Here is a 21,928-nt window from a genome sequence, read left to right as displayed (position 1 = left end):
CCATGAGTGCCTATTCCAAGGATGTCATCCGCGAGCTGGTCGAGGGCACCTTGCCCTGGCCGCAGACCCGCCGGATCATGAGCGCCTACAAGGACGACGACAGATTCGATAAATATATCAGCGTGTTGCAGGACCGCGTGGCATGGGACGACCCGATCCTGCTGCCCGTCGGCGACCGGCTGTTCATCTGCGACGGCGGGGAGGGGCGGGTGACCCGCTGCGAATGCGGCCATTCCTTCGGCGACTACCGGGAGAACTGGAAGCTGAAGGCCGTGATCAACGTGCGCAACACCGAGGCGAGCCTGCGCGAGATCTATCCCAATTCCGACCTGCCGGACCCGGACTGGATGGAAATCCGCGAGTTCTTCTGCCCCGCCTGCGCCCATCTGCACGAGGTGGAGGCGGCCGCACCCGGCTATCCCATCGTGCACGACTTCCAGCCGGACCTCGAGGGCTTCTACCGCGACTGGCTTGGAAAACCCCTGGGCAAACCGCGGAAGGAGACGGCATGACGGACCATCTTGCGGGCCGCAGCGCGGTCATCACCGGCGGGCTGACGGGGCAGGGGCTGGCGATCGCCGAGGCGCTTGCCGGGGCGGGCGCCAATGTCGCGGTCGGCTCCTTCGTGCGCGAGGCGGCGGGGCGGCAGGGCGATGCCGCCGCCTATCCGGACCCCGAGGAGATCCTCGCCGTGCGGGAGAGGCTGGAGCGCTTCGGCACGAAGGTCCATGCCGGCCATCTCGACGTGCGCGACGCGGCGGGTATCGCCGGTTTTGCGGCGGCGGCGGAGGCCGCCTGCGGGCCGGCGGACATCCTCGTCAACGCCGCCGGCACGACGGCCGAGCAGCCGGTCAGCGGCCATTCGGACGAGCTGTGGCTGAAGATCATCGACACCAACCTCAACGGCGCCTTCCGCATGATCCGGACCTACCTGCCGGGCATGATCGCGCGCGGCTGGGGCAGGGTGATCAATATCGGCTCGACGGCAGCGACGGTCGGCTGGAAGGACAACCCGGCCTACTGCGCCTCGAAGGCCGGCCTGCTCGGGCTCACCCGCTGCGTGGCGCTGGAGGGCGCGCCGCACGGCGTGACGGCGGTGATGATCAGCCCGACCTGGGTGGAGACGGAGCTGATGCGCCGCAACGTGCAGCAGGTCATCGACCGGGAGGGCGGCGGGCGCACGCTGGAGGACGCCATGGCCGACATCGCCCGGCAGAACCCGCAGAACCGCATCATCCAACCGAGCGAAATCGCCGCCCTTGCCGTCTTCCTCTCGGGGGAGGGGGCCAGGGGCATCACCATGGAGAACATACAGATCTCGGGCGGCGCACTCTGGTGAGCCGCCCTTTCGCATGAAACGGAGAAAACAAGAAAGGGAACAGCAGATGTACAGACTGAGGACAATGACGCTTGCCCGACTGATCCTCGCCATGGCCGCCGGCCTGCTTGCGCCCCTCGGCGCGGCCGAGGCCGCCGATCCGGAAAGCTGCAAGGCGGTGCGCTTCTCCGATGTCGGCTGGACCGACATCACCTCGACGACCGCCGTCGCCTCGGCGATCCTGGAAGCGCTCGGCTATGCGCCGGAGAGCAAGCTGCTCTCCATCCCCGTCACCTATACCAGCATGAAGAACAAGGACATCGACGTCTATCTCGGCGACTGGCAACCGAGCATGGAGGCCGACCGCAAGCCCTTCCTCGAGGACAAGTCGATCGAGGTCTTCGGCCCGAACCTGACGGGCGCCAAATATACCTTCGCCGTGCCGAAATACGTCGCGGATGCCGGCGTCAGGGATTTTGCCGACCTGCAGAAATTCGCCGAGAAGTTCGGCAGCAAGATCTTCGGCATCGAGCCCGGCAACAACGGCAACCGCATGATCACCGAGATGATCGAGAAGAAGGCCTTCGGCCTCGGCGGCTGGGAGCTCGTCGAGAGCTCGGAGCAGGGCATGCTGGCCGAGGTCGGCCGGGCGATCGGCGAGAAGCAGTGGATCGTCTTCCTCGGCTGGGCGCCGCATCCGATGAACTCGGTCTACGCCATCGACTATCTTTCCGGCGGCGACGACTATTTCGGCCCCAATTACGGCGGCGCCGACATCTACACCAATATCCGTGCCGGCTACGCGCAGGAATGCCCGAACGCCGCGCGGTTCGTGACCAACCTGCGCTTCACGCTCGACATGGAAAACGAGATCATGGGCGCCATCCTGAACGACGGCAAGGACGCCAAGGACGCCGCCACCGAATGGCTGAAGGCCCATCCCGACGCGGTGAAGCCCTGGCTCGACGGCGTGACCACGCTGGACGGCCGGCCCGCGGCGGAGGCGGTGAACGGCCTGCTGAACGGATAGAAAATTCCCGATAACATGCGGAATTCCGCTCTTATTGTTCTAGAAAGCGGAATTCCGCTTCTACGACGGCCTTTTTTTGTGATATGCGGAATTCCGCTTGTTCTCAGAAAAAGAGCGCTTTTCCGCATGAAGTCACCGATAGCAGAACAACTGGGCGCGCAGCTGCGCCGGGCCCGCAAGGGCCGCGGCCTCACCCAGCCGGCGCTGGCGGCGCGGCTGGGACGGGACAGGGCGCGCATTTCGGAGCTGGAGCGCGACCTCCTGCAGGCCCGCCGCGGGCGCGACCGGCTGGCGCTGCTCCTGGAGATCTGCGACGCGCTGGATCTTGCGCCCGTTCTGGTGCCGGCCGAAAGGCTGGCGGCCGTGCAGGCGCTGCTTGCGCCCGACGGGGCGGGGGAGGGCGCGGCGGCCCCCGGCGGCACCGCCTTCGACGACGTCTTCGTCGATCTTTCCGACGGAGAGGCGTGATGGCGCGCGCGGCGGTGCTCGGGGTGCATCTCCTCGATCCTGCAGGCCTGCCCCGGCGGGTCGGCACGCTGACGCGCGACGGGGAGGGGGCGACGGCCTTCCTTATCGACGAGGCCTATCTGCGCGATCCGGCGCGGCCGGTGCTGAGCCTCGGCTGGCAGGTGCCGGGCGACGCGGCGGCGACGCGCGGCCGGCTTGCCGCGCGCGGCGACAAGATCGGCCTCAACGGCCACCTGCCGCCCTGGTTCGCCGGGCTCTTGCCGGAAGGGGCGCTGCGCGACCTCGTGCTCGCCGAGATGGGGCCGGGCCGGCACGACCAGTTCGACCTCCTGACGCGGCTCGGCGCGGACCTGCCCGGCGCCGTGCTGGTGACGCCCGAGACGGCCCCGCCCGAAACCGCCGGCCCGCTCCATCTCGAACGGCTCGCCGGGCTCGACCTGCCGCAGCCGGAGGGGCTGATAAAATTCTCGCTGGCCGGGGTGCAGCTGAAATTCTCCGCCGCCCCCGCCGGCGCGCGGCTGACCGTGCCGGCGCGGGGAGGGGAGGGGAGGGCGATCCTCAAGGTGCCGGCGGCGCGCTATCCCGGCCTGCCGGAGGCCGAGTTCGCCGCCATGACGCTCTGCCGGATGATCGGCGCGACGACGGCCGACTGCCGGCTGGTGCCGGTGGACGCGATCGACGGCCTGCCGGCGGGCTTCCTCCCGGACGGCGCGATGGCGCTTTCCGTCGACCGCTTCGACCGGCCGGGGGAGGGCAGGCGCCTGCACATGGAGGATGCCGGCCAGGTGGTGGGCGCCGTCGGCGAGCGCAAATACACGATGGCGACCTACGAGACGATCCTCAATATGATCCGCCGCTTCAGCACCGACTGGCGCGCCGACGTGCTGGAGGGCATCCGCCGCATCGTCGCCGACGTGCTCGTCGGCAATGGCGACAACCACCTGAAGAACTGGTCCTTCCTGTTTCCCGGCGGCGGCGCGGTGCGCCTGTCGCCGGCCTACGACATCGTGCCGACCGTGCTCTTCGCGCCGGCCGACCAGCTGGCGCTGCGCTTCGTCGGCACCCATGCCTTCGCCGCCGTCACGCTGCATCGCTTCCGCCGCGTCGCCGCGTTTCTCGGGCTCGATCCGGACTGGATCGAGCGGGAGGTGCGCGAGACCGTGCTCCTGGCGCTCGACCTCTGGCCGGCGGCCGCGCGCGATCATCTCGGCGCCGCGCGGGCGGAGCGCCTGATCACGCGGCTCGAAACGCTGGCGCTGGTGCGCGAGGCGCGGGGCTGAGCAGAACCGCTGCACGCTTTTACGCGGCATGCGTCAAGGCCGCACGCGCCGTTCAGTGGGGAACCGGCCCGCTGCCGGCAAGGGCCGCGGGGGAGGGGCGGGGAAGGGGAACGCGGCCGAAGTCCGCGTCGCTCGCCCGCGTCTTCAGGAGGTCGAGGAAATCGTAGCCGGCCGTCCAGCGGCCGAAACCGCTGGCGATGTTGATATGGCCGGCATGGCCGATATCGACGAGGTCGCTGCCCCAGGCGCGCGCCGTCTGGCGCAGCCGCTCGACCGGCATGTAGGGATCGTCGAGGCTGCCGACGACGAGCGAGGGAAAGGGCAGCCGCCGCGCCGGCATGGCGCCGAACCTGACGATACAGGGATGCAGCGCCTCCGTCGTCTCAAGGTCGCAGGGCGCCACCAGCAGCGCGCCGCGGATGCGCCCGGCCAGCCGGCTTTCGGCGAAATGCGCCGCCAGGAGGCAGCCGAGGCTGTGGGCGACCAGCCAGACGTCGTTGCCGACCATCTCCACCACCCGCTCCAGCCGCACGAGCCAGTCCCGCTGCTCCGGGCAGGACCAGTCATGTTGCTCGACGACGCGGCTCTCCAGGTTGTCGCGCGCCCAGTGACGCTGCCAGTGCGCCTCCGGCGAACCGTTGAGGCCCGGCAGGATGAGCGTATCGACGGGAATATCGAGCGACGGCATGGCGGCCTCCTTTGCCTTTCCAGGCGCCACGGCGGGGATCGCCGCAGGCGACGGCATATCGGGAGGATACAGCGTCCGGCCACCGGGCATAGGAATTCTATCATCTATATAGACTAATTTCGAAAAAGCCTTTTCCCGCCGCCGGCCGGGCTTGCCGGGGCGATAAGGGCCTGGCGGCGGGCAAGTTCCATAAATCGCCTTATGCAACCCCGTGACCGGGCCGGGTGGCGTCCCGTTCGCCAAGGGGCCTGCGGCGCTACCGGGCCCGCCACTCCAGATACCAGGCCGCGAAGGCCGCGATGCCCTCCTCCAGCGTCACGCGCGGGGAAAAGCCGGTGAGATGGGCGAGGAGCTCGGTGGAGGCGAAGGTGCGGGGCACGTCGCCGGGCTGCATCGGCAGGTAGTTGCGCAGGGCGGGCCGGCCGAGCGCCCTCTCGATCGTCTCGATGAAGGTCATCAGCCCGACCGGCTGGCCGCCGCCGATATTGACGGTGCGGAAGGGCGCGCCGGCCGAGAGCGTGTCGAGGATGCCGGGTGCCGTGACACGGCTTTCCTCCCGCGGCACGACGTCGACGAGCCGCACGATCGCCTCGACGATATCGTCGACATAGGTGAAGTCACGGCTCATCTTCCCCTCGCCGTAGACGTCGATCGGGCGGCCGGAGAGGATGGCGTCGGAGAACTTGATCGGCGCCATGTCGGGCCTGCCCCAGGGACCGTAGACCGTGAAGAAGCGGAAGGCCGTCGTCGGCACCCCGTAGAGATGGGCGTAGGAATGCGCCATCAGCTCCATGGATTTCTTCGAGGCGGCATAGAGCGTCATCGGCTCGTCGGCGCGGTCGGCCTCGGCGAACGGGATCTTCTCGTTGGCGCCGTAGATCGACGAGGTCGAGGCGAGCAGCAGGTGTTTCGGCTGCAGGGCCCTTGCCAGTTCCAGCACGTTCCACGAGCCGACGAGGTTGGAGTCCACATAGGCGCCGGGATTTTCCAGGCTGTAGCGAACGCCGGCCTGCGCGGCGAGGTGGAGGATGACGTCGGGCGCCTTCAGCGCGGCCGCGGCATCGAGCGCGGCGCGGTCCTCCAGCCGGCCCGTGACCTGGCGGAAGCCCTCGTGGGGCGTGAGCAGCGCGAGGCGCTGTTCCTTCAGCGTGACGTCGTAATAGGGCGTCATGCCGTCGAAGCCGGTGACCGTGTGGCCGTCCGCAAGCAGGCGCCGCGCGAGGTGGAAGCCGATGAAGCCCGCGGTGCCGGTGACGAGGAAATGCGTCATTCCGCCGCCTCGCAGACCGGCGCGACCATGGCGCATGTGCCGCGGCCGATGCTCGAATAGGCAAAGCCGTGGCGGGCCACCTCCTCCGGCTTGTAGACATTGCGCAGGTCCACCAGGACGGGCCTTGCCATGCTCGCCTTCAGCCGCTGGAAATCGAGCGCGCGGAACTGGTTCCATTCCGTGACGATGACCAGCGCCTCCGCGCCCTCGGCGATGTCGTAGGGCGAGGCGCCGTAGGTCACGTCGTCGAGCACGGCCCTCGAGGCCTCCATGCCCTCGGGATCGTAGGCGAAGATCTTCGCGCCGCCGTCCTGCAGGGCCTGGATGATGGAGATCGACGGGGCGTCGCGCATGTCGTCGGTCTCCGGCTTGAAGGTGAGGCCGAGCACGGCGATCTTCTTGCCGCGCACCTCGCCGCCGAGCGCCGCGACGACCTTGCGGGCCATGGCGCGCTTGCGCGTGTCGTTGATGGCGATGGTCGTCTCGATCAGCCGCACGGGGCTGTCATTGTCCTGCGCGGTCTTGACCAGCGCCAGCGTGTCCTTCGGGAAGCACGAGCCGCCATAGCCGGGGCCGGCATGCAGGAACTTCGCGCCGATGCGCCCGTCGAGGCCGATGCCGCGCGAGATCTGCTGCACGTCAGCGCCGACCTTCTCGCACAGGTCCGCGATCTCGTTGATGAAGGTGATCTTCATGGCGAGGAAGGCGTTGGCGGCGTATTTGATCAGCTCGGAGGTGCGGCGGGTGGTGAAGAGCAGCGGAGACTGGTTGAGATAGAGCGGCCGGTAGACCTCGGTCATCACCTCGCGCGCCCGCTCGTCCTCGATGCCGACGACGATGCGGTCCGGCCGCTTGAAATCGCCGATCGCCGCGCCCTCGCGCAGGAATTCCGGGTTCGACACGACGGCGATGTCCGCCTCGGGGCGGGTCTCGCGCAGGATGCGCTCCACCTCGTCGCCGGTGCCGACGGGCACGGTCGATTTCGTCACGACGACGGTGAAGCCCTTGACCGACCGGGCGATCTCGCGGGCGGCGGCGTAGACATAGGAAAGGTCCGCATGGCCGTCGCCGCGCCGCGAGGGCGTGCCGACCGCGATGAAGACGACGTCGGCCTCGCCGACGGGGCCCGCGAACTCGGTGGTGAAGGAGAGCCGCCCCGCCTTGACGTTCTCCGCCACCAGCGCCTCCAGGCCCGGCTCGAAGATCGGCATCTCGCCGCGCTTCAACGCCTCGATCTTCGCCTCGGCCTTGTCGATGCACACGACGGTGTGGCCGAAATCGGCAAAACAGGCGCCCGATACCAGGCCGACATAACCCGAACCGATCATCGCGATCTTCATGGTGCTTCTTCTCCGGATGGGACCTTTGTCGCGGCTGTCCTGGCCGTCATTCGTCACAGATGGAATATGGTGCCGGGCAAAGCACGGAACAGGGCCGGCTTCAAGGGCAATGCGGGCGGTTATCTAGGAAGAGGTCCCGGCCTTTGCCACCCCTTCTGGCCTGCCGGGCATCTCCCCTTGAAGACAAGAGATCGCGTATAGGGGAGGACGATGCCCCATCCCCTTCTCCCCCGGGGGGAGAAGGTGGCCCGAAGGGTCGGATGAGGGGGTGAGGCAGGCGCGATATTGCAATCATTTACGCCTTCGGTCTCTCCCTCATCCGCCTGCCGGCACCTTCTCCCCCCGGGGGAGAAGGGGATGGGGCAACGGTTTCCGTCCACAGGCAAGTACCCTGCCCCTCAGGGAAGATATCCGGCAGGCCAGAAAATGCCTCACCACGACTTCCACGCCAGCAACAACCCGCCATCATCACGCTCGGCCGCCCGGCAGGCTGCCTCGACATCGGCAGGCGGCGCGCCGCGCGGCAGGGTGCCGGCGACCAGCCCGGCATCGGCGAGCGTGACGGCGCCGCCGCGGGCGACGACGGTGAAGATCAGCGGGCCGGTGGACCACCAGGCGGGCGCCCCGGGCATCGCCGCGACGACCTCGGGCAGCACGGCGTTGAGGCGCACCAGGACCGGGTGATGGGCCGGCGCTGCCAGGAAGGAATTGGCGAGCAGCAGGCTGCCGCGGCCGGTCTTGCGCGGAATGTCCTCCGCCATGGCGGTCAGCCCGGTCATCGGCAGGAGATCGTGGAAGCTGATGTCGGCGCGGGCGGGATACCAGTCGCAGTCGAGGTAGACGCCGCCCTCCTGCTCGACGAGCAGGTAGCGCGCAATATCGACGGCGCCGGGATAGTCCCCCCGCTCCAGCATGGCGCGGAACGCCGTGTTCTCATGGATGCCGGCCTCTTCCAGGTCCTTTTCCCGCCAGAGGAAATGGCCGTAGCCATGGGCCTTGGCGTGCTGCTCCCAGGCCTTGGCCGCGGGCGGCACGGCCCCGTCCCCGATCCAGACCTGGTGGATGACGGGCGGGATCGCGGCGCGGTTCGCCTCGGCGATCGCCCGCCGCTCGGCCGAGGCGAAGCGTCCGTGCGCGGACAGCAGGTCCGGATCGGGCACGAGGTGATACTGGTAGCCGATGCGCTCGAGGGGATCGCCTTCTGCCTTCGCGAGCTTGAGGAAGGCCGAATGCAGGCGGCGCGGCAGGCCGAGCGCCGTTTCCGGCCCGAGGGCGGCCCGCTCGGGATCGATGGAGACCTCTTCCAGCACCTGCCAGGCAGCGCCGAAATCGCCGGCCTCGCGATATTCGGCGGCTTTTTCCAGTTGTTCGTTCAATCGTTGCTTGGCTGACATCAAGCTGTCCTAGAGGAAGTCCGGCAAAAGTGCGACGCGGTTTTGCATCCGGCGCCGGGGGCAAGGCAAGAGCAGGCCCGCCCGCCGGAGACGTTCCTTCATATTCGGCCCCGGCCGAAGCAACGACAACCCCCCAACCTTGCCCGGAGTAAGGCGTGGACAGAAAAAAGTGCGCGCGCTAGTGTCGCTGTGGGGAACATCAAGAAAAGGCCGCGTGGATAAAAATCCGTCAGGCGAGAAAGCACATATGAACTCGAATGCGAGGCGCCGGCCGAGGGACCTGCTGCGGATCGAAGACCTGCACGTCTCCTTCTCCCTGATGGGCGCGAGGATCACCGCCGTCAGGGGCGCAAGTCTCAGGGTGTTGCCGGGAAAGGTGACCGCCCTGGTGGGCGAATCCGGCTCCGGCAAGTCCGTCATCAGCCAGACCGCCATGGGCCTGCAGCCGCCGACCGCGCGCGTTTCCGGCAGGATCCTCTTCGACGACCCGCTCTCCGACGAGGGTCCCATCGACATCCTGCCCCTGCCGCGCGACGGCCGGAAGATCCGCTCCATCCGCGGCGGGCGCATGGGCATGATCTTCCAGGAGCCGATGACCTCGTTTTCGCCGCTGCACACGATCGGCGACCAGATCAGCGAGTCCCTTGCCATCCACAGCGGTCTTGCCGGCGCGGAGATGCGCGAGCGCTGCGAGGACATGCTGTCGCGCGTCGGCTTTGCCGATCCGCGCAAGGTCTACGACATGTACTCCTTCGAGCTGTCGGGCGGCATGCGCCAGCGCGCGATGATCGCCATGGCGCTCGTCTGCGGCCCGGCGCTCCTCATCGCCGACGAACCGACCACGGCGCTCGACGTGACGATCCAGGCGCAGATCCTGAAACTCCTGCGCGACCTGCAGCAGCAGATGGACATGGCCGTGCTGCTCGTCACGCACGATCTCGGCGTCGTCGCCAACATCGCCGACGAGGTGGTGGTGATCTACCAGGGCGAGATCATGGAGGCGGGGCCGGTCGAGACGATCTTCCACCGGCCCGCCCATCCCTATCTCAAGGGCCTGATGGCGGCGATCCCGCATTTCGGCATGCAGCGCGGCGACCGGCTGAAGCCGCTGCGCGAGATCGAGGTCGACCAGGACAGCCTGCTCTCCAAGAAATACCAGGCCCGCACCGGGCCGGATGTCATCCTGTCGGTCCGCGACCTCAGCAAGACCTTCGCGACCCGCAAGGACAACTGGGGCCTGCCGGGCCGGCACAAGGAAAAGCCCCGGCCCGCCGTCGACGGCGTCAGCTTCGACATCCGGCGCGGCGAATGTCTCGGCCTCGTCGGCGAAAGCGGCTGCGGCAAGACCACCGTCAGCAAAATCCTGATGCGCGCCATAAAGCCGGATGCCGGCTCCGTGCTGTTCGACGACGGCAAGGGGCCGGTCGACGTCTTGAACGCCAGCGGCGCGGAGCTGCAATCGCTGCGCACGCGCATGCAGATGGTGTTCCAGGACCCGCAATCCTCGCTCTCGCCGCGCATGACGGTCGGCGACATCCTGCGCGAGCCCCTCGACATCCACGACTATGGCGATGCGGCCAAGCGCAGGATGGCCTCCAGGGCGCTGATCCGCGCCATCGGCCTCGACGAGGCCTCGCTGAAGCGTTACCCGCACAGCTTTTCCGGCGGCCAGCGCCAGCGCATCGGCATCGCCCGGGCGCTGGCGCTGGGGCCCAGCATGATCATCTGCGACGAGCCGGTCTCCGCACTCGACGTCTCCGTGCAGGCGCAGATCCTCAACCTCCTCAAGGACCTGCAGAAGGATCTCGGGCTCACCTATCTCTTCATCTCGCACAACCTCGCCGTTGTCGACTACATGGCCGACCGCGTCGCCGTGATGTGGGCCGGGCGCATCGTCGAGATCGCGCCGCGCGAGATCATCATGACCGCGCCGGTGCATCCCTATACGCGGGCGCTGCTCGACGCCGTGCCCTTCCCCGACCTCGAGCGCCCCTTGAACTTCGAGACGGCCGGCCGGACCAGCGCCGTCTCGCGCGAGAGCTGGGCGCGCGTCTTCCGCGACGAGGAAGGCAGCGAGGGCCTGGCGCCGGCCGATCTCGGCGGCGGCCATTTCGTGCTCGCCCGCAGGAATGCCGACATGCGGGAACTCTCCTCGTGATCACGCGCCGCGCCACCCTCGGCCTGCTGGCCACCGCCTTCGTTCCGGGCCTTGCCCGCAGCGCCGCCGCCGGCGACACCGCCTATTTCAAGGAGAAGATCGCGGCGGGCGAGCTGCCGCCGGTCGCCGAGCGGCTGCCGAAGGTGCCGCGCGTCATCGACACTGCCGCGCTCGGCGGCGCCCCCGGCACCCAGGGCGGCAGGCTGCGCATCCTGATCGGCGGCCAGCGCGACGTGCGCCTCGTGCCGATCAACAGCTATTCGCGCCTCGTCGGCTACGACCGGGACCTGAAGCTCCAGGCGGACATCCTCGAGAGCTTCACGGTGGAGGAGGAGCGCATCTTCACCTTCCGCCTGCGCGAAGGGCACAGATGGTCGAGCGGCGATCCCTTCACGGCGGAGGATTTCCGCTATTGCTGGGAGGAGGTCATCCTCAACCGCGAGCTTCTGAAGGGCGGCCCGCCGACCGATCTGCTCGTCGAGGGCAAGCCGCCGGCCTTCGAGGTGATCGACCCCGTCACGGTGCGCTACACCTGGGAAAAGCCGATCCCGGACTTCCTGCCGAAGCTCGCCGCGCCCATTCCGCTGGTGCTGGCGCTGCCGTCCGCCTACATGCGGCAGTTCCACAAGAAGTTCCAGACCGCGGAGGAGCTGGAAAAGCACATCAAGACGCAGCGCGTCGACGACTGGCGCGGCCTGCACATCAAGATGTCGCGCCAGACGCGCCCGGAAAACCCGGACCTGCCGACGCTGGAGGCCTGGCGGCCGCGCACCGCACCGCCGGCCGAGCAGTTCATCTTCGAGCGCAATCCGTTCTTCCACCGCGTCGACGAGAACGGGACGCAGCTGCCCTATGTCGACCGGCTGGTGCTGAACGTCTCCTCGCCGGACCTCATCTCGGCCAAGACGGCGACGGGCGAGAGCGACCTCCAGCTCGCCAATCTCGACTTCACCGACTACACGCTGCTGAAGAACGCCGAGACGATGTATCCGATCAAGGTGATGCTGTGGAAGCGCACGCTCGGCTCGCGCGTCGCCCTGATCCCCAATCTCAACTGCGGCGACAAGGGCTGGCGCGACATGCTGCGCGACGTGCGCGTGCGCCGGGCGATGTCGCTCGCCATCAACCGCACGGAGATCAACAAGGCCGTCTTCTACGGCCTCGGCCAGGAAAGCGCCAACACGGTGCTGCCGGAAAGCCCCCTCTTCAAGCCGGACTATGCCAGGGCCTATGCCGGCTATGACCCGGAGGAGGCCAACCGCCTGCTCGACGCGGCCGGCCTCGACAAGCGCGACGAGGAAGGTACGCGCCTCCTGCCGGACGGCCGCCCCGCCCATGTCGTCATCGAGAGCGCCGGGGAGAGCACGCTGGAAACGGACGTGCTGGAGCTCGTCACCGACTATTTCCGCGAGATCGGCCTCGGCCTCTTCGTGCGCGTCTCCCAGCGCGACATCTTCCGCAGCCGCGCCATCGGCGGCGAGGTGGTGATGTCCGTCTGGTACGGGCTCGACAACGGCGTGCCGACGCCGGAAATGTCGCCCGCCGAGCTCGCCCCGAGCGCCGACGACCAGTACCAGTGGCCGGTCTGGGGCATGTATTACGCGACCGTCAAGACCAAGGGCGAGCCGCCGGACATGCCCGAGGTGCAATATCTCGTCGACAAGCTCGCCGCCTGGGAAATGACGACGACGGAGGAGGAACGCGCGGCGATCTGGCACGACATGCTCGCCCACCACGCCGACCAGGTCTTCACCATCGGCACCGTCAACGGCATCTCGCAGCCCGTCGTGCGGTCGCGCCGGCTGCGCAACATGCCGGAAAAGGCCCTCTGCGGCTTCCAGCCGACCAGCTTCCTCGGCGTCTACATGCCGGACACGTTCTGGTACGAGGAGGAGGCGTGATGGCGGTTGCGAACATGGGGTGCAACGCCGCATTACCCCCCTCTGCCCTGCCGGGCATCTCCCCCACAGGGGGGGAGATCGGCAAGAGGCCGGACCATGGCTCACATCGCGATGTTGCAGTGAGGCAGGCCCCCCACTCCATCCAATCTCCCCCCCTGTGGGGGAGATGCCCGGCAGGGCAGAGGGGGGTGCTGACCACCACACGCGCTGCCGAGGAGCCCCCCCGATGATCCGCTACATCCTCTGGCGCATCGCCGTCATGGTTCCGACGCTGGCTCTCATCTCGGTGCTGGTCTTCACCATCATCGAACTGCCGCCGGGCGACTATTTCGAGAGCTACATCGCCGAGCTGCGCGCCATGGGCGAGGCCACCGACATGGCCGAGATCGAGGAGCTGCGCGAGCGCTACGGCTTCGACAAGCCGCCGGCGCTGCGCTATGTCTACTGGGTCGGCGGCATGCTCACCGGCGATTTCGGCTATTCCTTCGAATACCGCCTGCCCGTCTCCGAGGTGGTGGGCGACCGGCTCTGGCTGACGGTGCTGGTCTCGTTCGTCACGATCATCTTCACCTGGCTCATCGCCTTCCCGATCGGCATCTACTCCGCCACCCACCAGTACAGCTGGGGCGACTACGGCCTGACGCTCGCCGGCCTCATCGGCATCGCCGTGCCGAACTTCATGCTGGCGCTGGTCGTCATGTATTTCGCCAATATCTGGTTCGGCGTCTCGATCGGCGGGCTGATGGACCGCCAGTTCCTCGGCGCGCCGATGAGCTGGGAAAAATTCCGCTCCATCCTCTCGCATATCTGGATCCCGGTCATCATCATCGGCACGGCGGGCACGGCGGCGATGGTGCGGCGCCTGCGCGCCAACCTGCTCGACGAGCTCAACAAGCAATATGTGGTGACCGCGCGGTCCAAGGGCCTGCATCCGATGCGGGTCCTCACCAAATATCCGCTGCGCATGTCGCTCAACTTCTTCATCTCCGACATCGGTTCCATCCTGCCCTCGATCATCTCCGGCGCGGAGGTGACCGCCATCGTGCTGTCGCTGGAAACGACCGGTCCCATGCTGATCAAGGCCCTGCAGACGCAGGACATGTATCTCGCCGGCTCCTTCCTGATGTTCCTCGCCTTCCTGACCGTCATCGGCGTGCTGGTCTCCGATATCGCGCTCGCCATCCTCGACCCGCGCATCCGGCTCGGCGGAGGCGCCCGCAAGTGAAGACGCCCCTTCCCGAACCCGGCGCCCCGCTCGGCCATTTCGTCTCGGACAAGCCGTTCGATCCCTATGCCGCCGAGCGCAAGACCGAGGAGCTGAAGAAGGTCGCCCAGGCCTCGCAGTTCCAGCTGATGTGGTGGCAGTTCCGCCGCCACCGGATGGCGCTGGTCTCCGGCATCTTCCTCATCGTCATCTACCTGATGATCGCCGTCAGCGAGTTCCTGGCGCCCTACAACCTGCACACCCGCAACATCGACTTCATCTATTCCCCGCCGCAGACCCTGCGCTTCATGCATGAGGGCCAGTTCGTCGGTCCCTTCGTCTACGGCCAGACGATGACGCTCGACATGGACAACCTCCGGCGCGTCTACACCGACGACAGGACGGACGTGCAGAAGCTGCGCTTCTTCTGCCGCGGCGACAGGTACAGGTTCTGGGGCCTCTTCACCTCCGACGTCCACCTCGTCTGCCCGGCGAAAGACGGCCAGTTCTTCTTCCTCGGCACCGACCGGCTGGGGCGCGACATGCTCTCGCGCATCCTCTACGGCGCGCGCATCTCGCTCACCATCGGCGCGCTCGGCGTTGCCATGAGCTTCGTGCTGGGCATCGTCATCGGCGGGCTTGCCGGCTATCACGGCGGCGTCTTCGACCTCATTGTGCAGCGCGTCATCGAGGTGTTGCAATCGATCCCCAGTATTCCCCTGTGGATGGCGCTCGCCGCGATCATCCCCGTCACCTGGAGCCCCATTCTCGTCTATATCGGCATTACGATCATCCTCGGCATGCTCGACTGGACCGGACTTGCGCGCGCCGTGCGCTCGAAACTTCTTGCCTTGCGCGAGGAAGATTATGTATTGGCGGCCCAGGTCATGGGCGCGGGCAGCGCCCGCATCATCCGCCGCCATCTCATACCCGGCTTCATGTCCCACCTGATCGCCAGCGCGACGCTGACCATTCCGGGCATGATCCTCGGGGAGACGGCACTGAGTTTCCTCGGGCTCGGCCTCAGGCCGCCCATCACCAGTTGGGGCATCCTGCTGACGGAAGCCCGCAGCATCAACATTATCGCTCTCTATCCTTGGCTGCTCTTTCCGGTGGTACCCGTCGTTTTGGTCATTCTGGCTTTCAACTTCCTTGGCGATGGACTGCGTGATGCGGCTGACCCCTATAAGTGAAATCGGGATTACGAATGCAGAAGAATCGCCCCTCCTCGACGGCGGGCCCGGCGGATACCGGGAGGTCGTGCCCTTGAGCCGCAGTTTCGAGCACGCCCGCATCCTCATGTACAGCCACGACACGTTCGGCCTCGGGCACCTGCGCCGCTGCCGCACGATCGCCCATGCGCTGGTGGAGGAATATCGCGGCCTCAACGTCCTCATCATCTCCGGCGCGACGATCGCCGGCGCCTTCGATTATCGCGCCCGCGTCGATTTCGTGAAGATCCCCAGCGTCATCAAGCTGCGCAACGGCGAATACACCTCGCTGGAGCGCCATATCGACCTGGAGGACACGCTGACCATGCGCCGGTCGATCATCCGCCACACGGCCGAGACGTTCAATCCCGACATCTTCATCATCGACAAGGAGCCGATGGGCCTTTCCGGCGAGGTGGAGGAGACGCTCGCCTACCTCAAGGGCCGCGGCACGCGGCTGATCCTCGGCCTGCGCGAGGTGATGGATTCCCCGCACCTGCTCGACGCCGAGTGGAAGCGCAAGGACGTCATGCACAAGATCGCGCGGTTCTACGACGACATCTGGGTCTACGGCCCGCCGGATTTCTACGATCCGCTGGTCGGCCTCGACGTGCCGCAGAGCGTGCGCGACAGGCTGAACTTCGTCGGCTTCCTGCAGCGCAACGCGCTGAAGATGGACCGCGCCCAGTACCAGCCGTCGGGCGACTACATCCTGGTGACCACCGGCGGCGGCGGCGACGGGGCGGAGCTGGTGGAGGACGTGCTGCGCGCCTACCGGCACGATGCCGGCCTCACCCACCGCGCCCTCATCGTGCTCGGCCCCTACATGCCGCAGGGCGAGCGCACCAAGCTGACGCAGGAAGCCGCGAAGATCCCCTATGTCGAGGTGATCGAGTTCGATTCGCGCATGGAGGACCTCGTCGCCGGCGCGAAGGCGGTGGTGGCGATGGGCGGCTACAACACCTATTGCGAGATCCTCTCCTTCGACAAGCCGGCGCTCATCGTGCCGCGCGTGCAGCCGCGCGAGGAACAGCTCATCCGCGCCACCCGCGCCGCCGAGCTCGGCCTCGTCGACATGCTGCTGCCGGAAGAATCGGCCGATCCCGCGCGCCTTGCCGCCGCGCTGAGGACCTTGCCGGAACGCCGCCCGCCCTCCAGCGGCAACCCGGAGCTCCGGCTCGAAGGCCTGCGCAACATCGCCCGCATCGTCGGCGAGGAGCTTTCCGCGCGGGAGCTCACCCCGCCCTCCGTCGCTTGAAGAGGCCACGTCCGCCGTGTCGCTGCCGCATAAGATCGTCGTGCTGCTGAAGGGCTATCCGCGCCTTTCGGAAACCTTCATCGCCCAGGAACTGCTCGGGCTGGAGCGCGCCGGGCTCGACCTCGTGCTCGTCTCGCTCCGCCGCCCGACGGACAAGAAACGCCATCCCGTGCACGACGAGATCAAGGCCCCGGTGTCCTACCTGCCGGAATACCTGCATGAAGAGCCTTTTCGCGTGCTGCGCGGCCTGTTCAAGAGTCTTCGCGCCCCCGGCTTCGGCGCGGCCATCCGCCAGTTCCTGAAGGACCTGCCGCGCGACTTCAGCCGCAACCGGTTCCGCCGCTTCGGCCAGGCGGCGGTGCTCGTCGGTGAATTTCCCGAGGCCGGCGGCTGGCTGCACGCCCATTTCATCCACACCCCCGCCTCCGTCGCCAATTACGCGGCCCGCATGCTCGCCCTGCCCTTCTCCGTCTCGGCCCATGCCAAGGACATCTGGACGTCGAAGGACTGGGAACTCGCCGACAAGCTCTCGACCGCCGACTGGGCGGTGACCTGCACCAAATCCGGCCACGCCCACCTCCAGGCGCTCGCCGGCCCGAACCGCGAGCGGGTGCATCTCAGCTACCACGGCCTCGATCTCGACCGCTTTCCGCCGCTGGAGGACGGGGCCTACCCCCCTCTGGCCTGCCGGCCATCTCCCCCTCAGGGGGGGAGATCGGATGGGGAATCGTCCCGCCCATCTCCGACGTTGCCGATTGAGCAAGGGTTTCACTCCCATCCGATCTCCCCCCCTGAGGGGGAGATGGCCGGCAGGCCAGAGGGGGGTGACGCACGCCACGCCCCGCATCCGGAAGCCTGCGACTGCGCCGGGGCCGCAACCCCCCGCCCGCCCCGCGACGGCTCCGACCCGGAAAATCCCGTCACCGTCATCAGCGTCGGACGCGCGGTGCCGAAGAAGGGCTACGACGTGCTGCTGAAGGCGCTCGCCCGGCTTCCGGCCGATCTTCACTGGCGTTTCGTCCATGCCGGCGACGGCGGGGAGCGGGTGAAGCTGCAAAAACTCGCCGACGAACTCGGCATCGCGCAAAAGATCACCTGGCTCGGCGCGGTCGACCAGAAGGACGTGCTCGCCGCCTATCGCCGCGCCGATATCTTCGCGCTCGCCTGCCGCATCACGCCGGACGGCGACCGCGACGGCCTGCCGAACGTGCTGGTGGAGGCGGCAAGCCAGCAGCTCGCCTGCGTGGCGACCGACATTTCCGGCATTCCCGAGCTTTTCGAGACCGAGGAGAACGGCCTGCTCGTGCCCTCCGAGGATGCGGCGGCGTTTTCCCGCGCGCTGGAGCGGGCGATCCGCGATCCCGCCCTTCGCCACAGGCTCGGCGCGGCCGCCGAGGCGAAGGTGCGCGGGAGCTTCGACCACCATACCAGCATCGCGCAGCTGAAGGCGCTGTTTACGACCGGAGCCCGCCGATGAGCGGCCCGCGCGTCCTCTTCTACGTCCAGCACCTGCTCGGCATCGGCCATCTCGCCCGCGCCAGCCGCATCGTGCGCGCGCTCGTCGACGACGGCTTTGCCGTCACCCTCGTCACCGGCGGCATGCCGGTCGACGGCTTTCCCGGCCCCGGCATCGACCATGTCGCCCTGCCGGCCATCGCGGTGGGCGACGGCGGTTTTTCCGCGCTCGTCGACGCGAACGGCACGGTCATCGACGAGGCCTTCAAGGCCGCGCGGCGCGACCGGCTGCTCGCCGCCTATCACGCCATGCGGCCCGACATCGTCATCGTTGAGGCCTTCCCCTTCGGCCGCCGCCAGGTGCGCTTCGAGCTCCTGCCGCTGATCGCGGCGATCGAGGCGAGCACGCCGCGTCCCCTTCTCCTCACCTCGCTGCGCGACATCCTGCAGGAGCGCGCCAAGCCGGGCCGCGACGAGGAGACGATCGACCTCGTGCTGCGGCATTTCGACGGGGTGCTCGTGCATGGCGACCCCGCCTTCGTGCGCCTGGAGGACACCTTTCCGCTGGCCGATGCCATTGCCGGACGCGTGGTCTATACCGGCCTCGTCGGCAGCCCGGCGGCAGAACCCGCCGCGGAACGCTACGACGTCGTCGTCTCGGCCGGCGGCGGGGCGGTGGGCGCCGGCCTCGTGGAGGCCGCGCTCGCGGCATCCGGCCGCCGCACCGGCAGCGGCCGCTGGCTGGTCATCACCGGCCCCAACCTGCCGCAGGCCGATTTCGCGCGGCTGTCCGCCGCGTGCCCCGCGCATGTCGATCTCGTGCGCTTCCGCACCGACTTCCGCAACCTGCTGGCGGCGGCAAGGCTCTCGGTCTCGCAGGCCGGCTACAACACGGTCTGCGACGTGCTGCAGGCCGGCTGCGGCGCGGTGCTGGTGCCCTTCGCCTCGGGCGGCGAGAGCGAGCAGACGGCGCGCGCCGAACGGCTGGAACGGCTCGGCCGGGCGGTCGTGCTGCGCGAGGACATTCTTTCCGGGGAAACGCTGGCGGACGCAATCTTGCGGGCCGAAGAGGCCGAGACGGAGAAAAATGTGCCTGTTTTGCAACTGGATGGCGCCAATCGTACCGCGAAAATCCTGAGGGACCTACTAAAACGGCGGGTGACTTCCTAGCTCTTGCGGTATTGCGGCTGTCTTATAATCTTCACACGCGACAGCGGCCGTTCACGCACAGAAGCTCTTCATGGAAAAAAGTCTCGCCCGGTACATTTGGGATCACACCCGGCCGCAGCAGCTCTTCATCCTGCTGATCGTCGCCCTGTCCATGATCCCCTACTACATGGCCTTCGACCTGCCCAAGCAGATCGTCAACGGCCCGATCCAGGGAACGGGGTTCGAGCAGCCCGGCAACACCCAGCTCTTCATGCCGATCGCCTTCGACCTGCCGTTCTTCGGCCATGTCGAGCTTTTCGCCGGCCTGCCGCTGGAGCGCATGCCCTCGCTGCTCGCCCTCAGCCTGACGTTCCTCGTGCTCGTCATCATCAACGGCCTGTTCAAGTATTTTATCAACACCTACAAGGGGCGTCTCGGCGAGCGGCTGCTGCGGCGCATCCGCTACGAGCTGGTCGACCGCATCCTTCGCTTCCCGCCGCGCTACTTCAAGCACATCAAGGCCGGCGAGGTCTCCTCGATGGTCAAGGACGAGGTGGAGCCGCTCGGCGGCTTCACCGCGGATGCCTTCGTGCAGCCGGCGCTGCTCGGCGGCCAGGCGCTGACGGCGCTGGTCTTCATCTTCATCCAGCATTTCTGGCTCGGCTTCATCGCCTTCGCCATGGCCGCCATCCAGGTCGGCATCATCCCGCGCATGCGCCGCCGGCTCATCGAGCTCGGCCGCGAGCGCCAGCTCACCGCCCGCCAGCTCGCCGGCCGCGTGGCGGAGATCGTCGACGGCATCGGCACGATCCACGCCTACGACACCTCCAACTACGAGCGCGCCGACATCGCCGCCCGCCTCGGCCGCATCTTCAAGATCCGCTACGACATCTACCAGTGGAAATTCCTGGTCAAGTTCCTCAACAACTTCCTCGCCCAGCTGACGCCGTTCCTGTTCTACTGCATCGGCGGCTACCTCACGATCGTCGGCAAGCTGGACGTCGGCCAGCTCGTCGCCGTCATCAACGCCTACAAGGAACTGCCCGGCCCGCTGAAGGAGCTGATCGACTGGGAGCTGGTGCGCCAGGACGTGCAGGTCAAATACGAGCAGGTCGTCGAGCAGTTCGAGGCCGACGAGATGATCGCCCCCGAGATCCAGGCCATCGACGCGGGGAACGAGCCGGTGCTGCACCATCCGCTCAGCACCACGAACCTGCTGGTCGACGACGATATCGGCGGGCGGGCGCTGGAGCATGTGACGGTGAAGATCGCCCCCGGCGAGACCGTCGCCATCATCGGCACGGCGGCCAGCGGCGGCGATCGCCTCGCCGAGGCGCTGGCCCGCGTCGTCTGGCCGGCCGGCGGCAAGGTGACGGCGGGCGACGACGACCTCTTCGCCCTGCCGGAGGCGGTGACCGGCCGGCGCATCTCCTATGCCTCGCCCGAGGCCTATTTCTTCCACGGCAGCCTGAAGGACAACCTGCTCTACGGCCTCAAGCACGCGCCGATCGAGCCGGCCGCCTACAAGGGCCAGGCCGCCGACCAGCGCAAATGGGACGTGCTGGAGGCGCGCCGCTCCGGCAATCCGGACTTCGACCTCAACGGCAACTGGATCGACCTCGCCACGCTCAATGCCAACGGCAAGGACGGGCTCTTCGGCGCGATGATGGCGGTGCTGGACGTGGTGGAACTGTCCGACGACGTGCTGCAGCTGGCGCTGCATTCCTCAATCGCGGTCAACAACGACCCGGACGTCGCCGCCCAGATCGTCGAGATGCGCCATGACCTGCGCGAGGAGCTGGACCGCCGCGACCTCAACAACCTCATCGTGCCGTTCCGCGACAACGAGTACAACACCGAGGCGCCGGTCGCCGAGAACCTGTTCTTCGGCATGATGCCCGACCCGAAGGCCTCCACCAAGGCGATCGTCAAGACGCCCTATTTCCGCAACATCATGCGCGAGAGCGGCCTCGGCACGGCGCTGTTCGAAATGGGCAAGGCGATCGCCGAGAGCACGGTGGAACTCTTCAAGGACCTGCCGCCCGACCACCCGTTCTTCGAGCAGCTGACCTTCATGCGGGCGGAGGAGATCCCGACCTATCAGCACCTGCTGCAGAAGCTGCGGCACAATGCCGCACCGAGCGAGGAAGACCGGATCGCGTTGATCAAGCTCAGCTTCTTCTATGTCGAGCCGCGGCACCGTTTCGGCGTGCTCGACGAGAAGCTGATGCGCAAGATCGTCGAGGTGCGCCACCAGTTCCACGCGAACCTGCCGGTCGAACTCCAGGCCCACATTGAACGTTACAATCCGGATGCCTATCTGACATCGGGAACGCTGGTGGACAATATCGTGTTCGGCAAGCTCAACCATCGCTTCAGCGACGCGATTTCCAAGCTGAGGGAGATCGGCGGGGAGCTTCTGGCCAAGCGGCCGGAACTCTACCGCGCGTTGATGGCGCTGGGGCTGGAATCGAATATCGGGGCCGGCGGCCGGCGATTGAACAACCTGCAACGCCTGAAGCTGGGCCTGGCCCGCGCCCTCATCCGCCGCTCGGACTACTACATCTTCAACCGTGCGTTCTCGGGCGTCGACCACCACCTGCAGGAGCACATCGTGGAGGCCGCCCTTGCGTTCCTGGCCAAGAGCGGTGATAATCCGGCTGTTGTCTGGGTTTTGTCAAATACCCCGCTTGCAAAACACTTTAAAAGGGTGCTTGCTTTTGATGGCGGAAGTTTGGTGGAAGACGGAACCTACGACACGATCGTCGAAAGCGGTACGGTATACAAGCAACTGATAGCATGAC

General features: G+C 67.4%; 17 protein-coding genes. 13 read left to right on the top strand and 4 right to left on the bottom strand.

What is annotated here, in order from left to right; genetic code table 11:
* Positions 1-2 precede the first annotated feature (2 nt).
* The 5 genes from WMC41_RS29320 (at position 3) to WMC41_RS29300 (ending at position 4,096) form a co-directional block, all read left to right on the top strand.
* A complete protein-coding gene (locus tag WMC41_RS29320) occupies positions 3-512 on the top strand; it encodes an acetone carboxylase subunit gamma (RefSeq protein ID WP_432349731.1) in 510 nt (169 codons plus the stop codon).
* Positions 509-1,339, top strand: coding sequence for an SDR family NAD(P)-dependent oxidoreductase (locus WMC41_RS29315; protein ID WP_432349730.1), 831 nt, complete (start codon positions 509-511; stop codon positions 1,337-1,339). The genes WMC41_RS29320 and WMC41_RS29315 overlap by 4 nt, the downstream gene beginning before the upstream one ends.
* A 46-nt stretch (positions 1,340-1,385) precedes the next feature.
* Positions 1,386-2,348 carry a choline ABC transporter substrate-binding protein gene (locus tag WMC41_RS29310; protein ID WP_432349729.1) on the top strand — a complete coding sequence of 321 codons (963 nt, stop codon included), beginning with the start codon at positions 1,386-1,388 and terminating at the stop codon, positions 2,346-2,348.
* Positions 2,349-2,474: 126 nt separating this feature from the next.
* On the top strand, positions 2,475-2,816 hold the full coding sequence (locus WMC41_RS29305) for a helix-turn-helix domain-containing protein (protein WP_432349728.1): 342 nt from the start codon (positions 2,475-2,477) through the stop codon (positions 2,814-2,816).
* Positions 2,816-4,096 carry a type II toxin-antitoxin system HipA family toxin gene (locus WMC41_RS29300; RefSeq protein ID WP_432349727.1) on the top strand — a complete coding sequence of 427 codons (1,281 nt, stop codon included), beginning with the start codon at positions 2,816-2,818 and terminating at the stop codon, positions 4,094-4,096. Before WMC41_RS29305 ends, WMC41_RS29300 begins: the two co-directional genes overlap by 1 nt.
* A gap of 52 nt (positions 4,097-4,148) precedes the next feature.
* Here WMC41_RS29300 and WMC41_RS29295 read toward each other — a convergent pair whose 3' ends face one another.
* From WMC41_RS29295 to WMC41_RS29280, 4 genes are all read right to left on the bottom strand, one after another.
* Positions 4,149-4,784: an RBBP9/YdeN family alpha/beta hydrolase gene (locus WMC41_RS29295; RefSeq protein ID WP_432349726.1), complete on the bottom strand. Its 636-nt coding sequence runs from the start codon at positions 4,782-4,784 to the stop codon at positions 4,149-4,151.
* Positions 4,785-5,040: 256 nt separating this feature from the next.
* Positions 5,041-6,054, bottom strand: a complete 1,014-nt coding sequence (locus tag WMC41_RS29290) for an NAD-dependent epimerase (RefSeq protein ID WP_432349725.1) — start codon at positions 6,052-6,054, stop codon at positions 5,041-5,043.
* Positions 6,051-7,394 (bottom strand): UDP-glucose dehydrogenase family protein, encoded by a 1,344-nt coding sequence (locus WMC41_RS29285; RefSeq protein WP_244768984.1) that lies wholly within the window; start codon positions 7,392-7,394, stop codon positions 6,051-6,053. The genes WMC41_RS29290 and WMC41_RS29285 overlap by 4 nt, the downstream gene beginning before the upstream one ends.
* A gap of 431 nt (positions 7,395-7,825) precedes the next feature.
* Positions 7,826-8,788, bottom strand: a complete 963-nt coding sequence (locus WMC41_RS29280; RefSeq protein WP_432349724.1) for a glycosyltransferase family 32 protein — start codon at positions 8,786-8,788, stop codon at positions 7,826-7,828.
* Between the two features lie 247 nt (positions 8,789-9,035).
* Here WMC41_RS29280 and WMC41_RS29275 point away from each other — a divergent pair, with 247 nt between their 5' ends.
* The 8 genes from WMC41_RS29275 (at position 9,036) to WMC41_RS29240 (ending at position 21,927) form a co-directional block, all read left to right on the top strand.
* Positions 9,036-10,946, top strand: a complete 1,911-nt coding sequence (locus WMC41_RS29275; protein ID WP_432349723.1) for an ABC transporter ATP-binding protein — start codon at positions 9,036-9,038, stop codon at positions 10,944-10,946.
* A complete protein-coding gene (locus WMC41_RS29270) occupies positions 10,943-12,847 on the top strand; it encodes an ABC transporter substrate-binding protein (RefSeq protein WP_432349722.1) in 1,905 nt (634 codons plus the stop codon). The genes WMC41_RS29275 and WMC41_RS29270 overlap by 4 nt, the downstream gene beginning before the upstream one ends.
* 226 nt (positions 12,848-13,073) lie before the next feature.
* Positions 13,074-14,072: an ABC transporter permease gene (locus WMC41_RS29265; protein ID WP_244768980.1), complete on the top strand. Its 999-nt coding sequence runs from the start codon at positions 13,074-13,076 to the stop codon at positions 14,070-14,072.
* Complete coding sequence (locus WMC41_RS29260; protein WP_432349721.1) at positions 14,069-15,244, top strand: ABC transporter permease; 1,176 nt, start codon at positions 14,069-14,071, stop codon at positions 15,242-15,244. Before WMC41_RS29265 ends, WMC41_RS29260 begins: the two co-directional genes overlap by 4 nt.
* A 73-nt stretch (positions 15,245-15,317) precedes the next feature.
* Entirely contained in the window at positions 15,318-16,520 is a 1,203-nt protein-coding gene (locus WMC41_RS29255) for a glycosyltransferase family protein (RefSeq protein ID WP_244768978.1), read from the top strand.
* Between the two features lie 16 nt (positions 16,521-16,536).
* Positions 16,537-17,997 (top strand): glycosyltransferase, encoded by a 1,461-nt coding sequence (locus WMC41_RS29250; protein ID WP_432349720.1) that lies wholly within the window; start codon positions 16,537-16,539, stop codon positions 17,995-17,997.
* Positions 17,994-19,145 carry a glycosyltransferase family protein gene (locus tag WMC41_RS29245; protein WP_432349719.1) on the top strand — a complete coding sequence of 384 codons (1,152 nt, stop codon included), beginning with the start codon at positions 17,994-17,996 and terminating at the stop codon, positions 19,143-19,145. Before WMC41_RS29250 ends, WMC41_RS29245 begins: the two co-directional genes overlap by 4 nt.
* A 70-nt stretch (positions 19,146-19,215) precedes the next feature.
* Positions 19,216-21,927, top strand: a complete 2,712-nt coding sequence (locus WMC41_RS29240) for an ABC transporter transmembrane domain-containing protein (protein WP_244768976.1) — start codon at positions 19,216-19,218, stop codon at positions 21,925-21,927.
* The last annotated feature ends 1 nt before the right edge of the window (position 21,928 follow it).

Source organism: Shinella yambaruensis, assembly GCF_050859155.1.
In the GTDB taxonomy this organism is placed as follows: Bacteria; Pseudomonadota; Alphaproteobacteria; order Rhizobiales; family Rhizobiaceae; genus Shinella; species Shinella yambaruensis.
The sequence above is the reverse complement of the archived record's forward strand: the minus strand, read 5'-3'. Positions and strand labels throughout refer to the sequence as shown.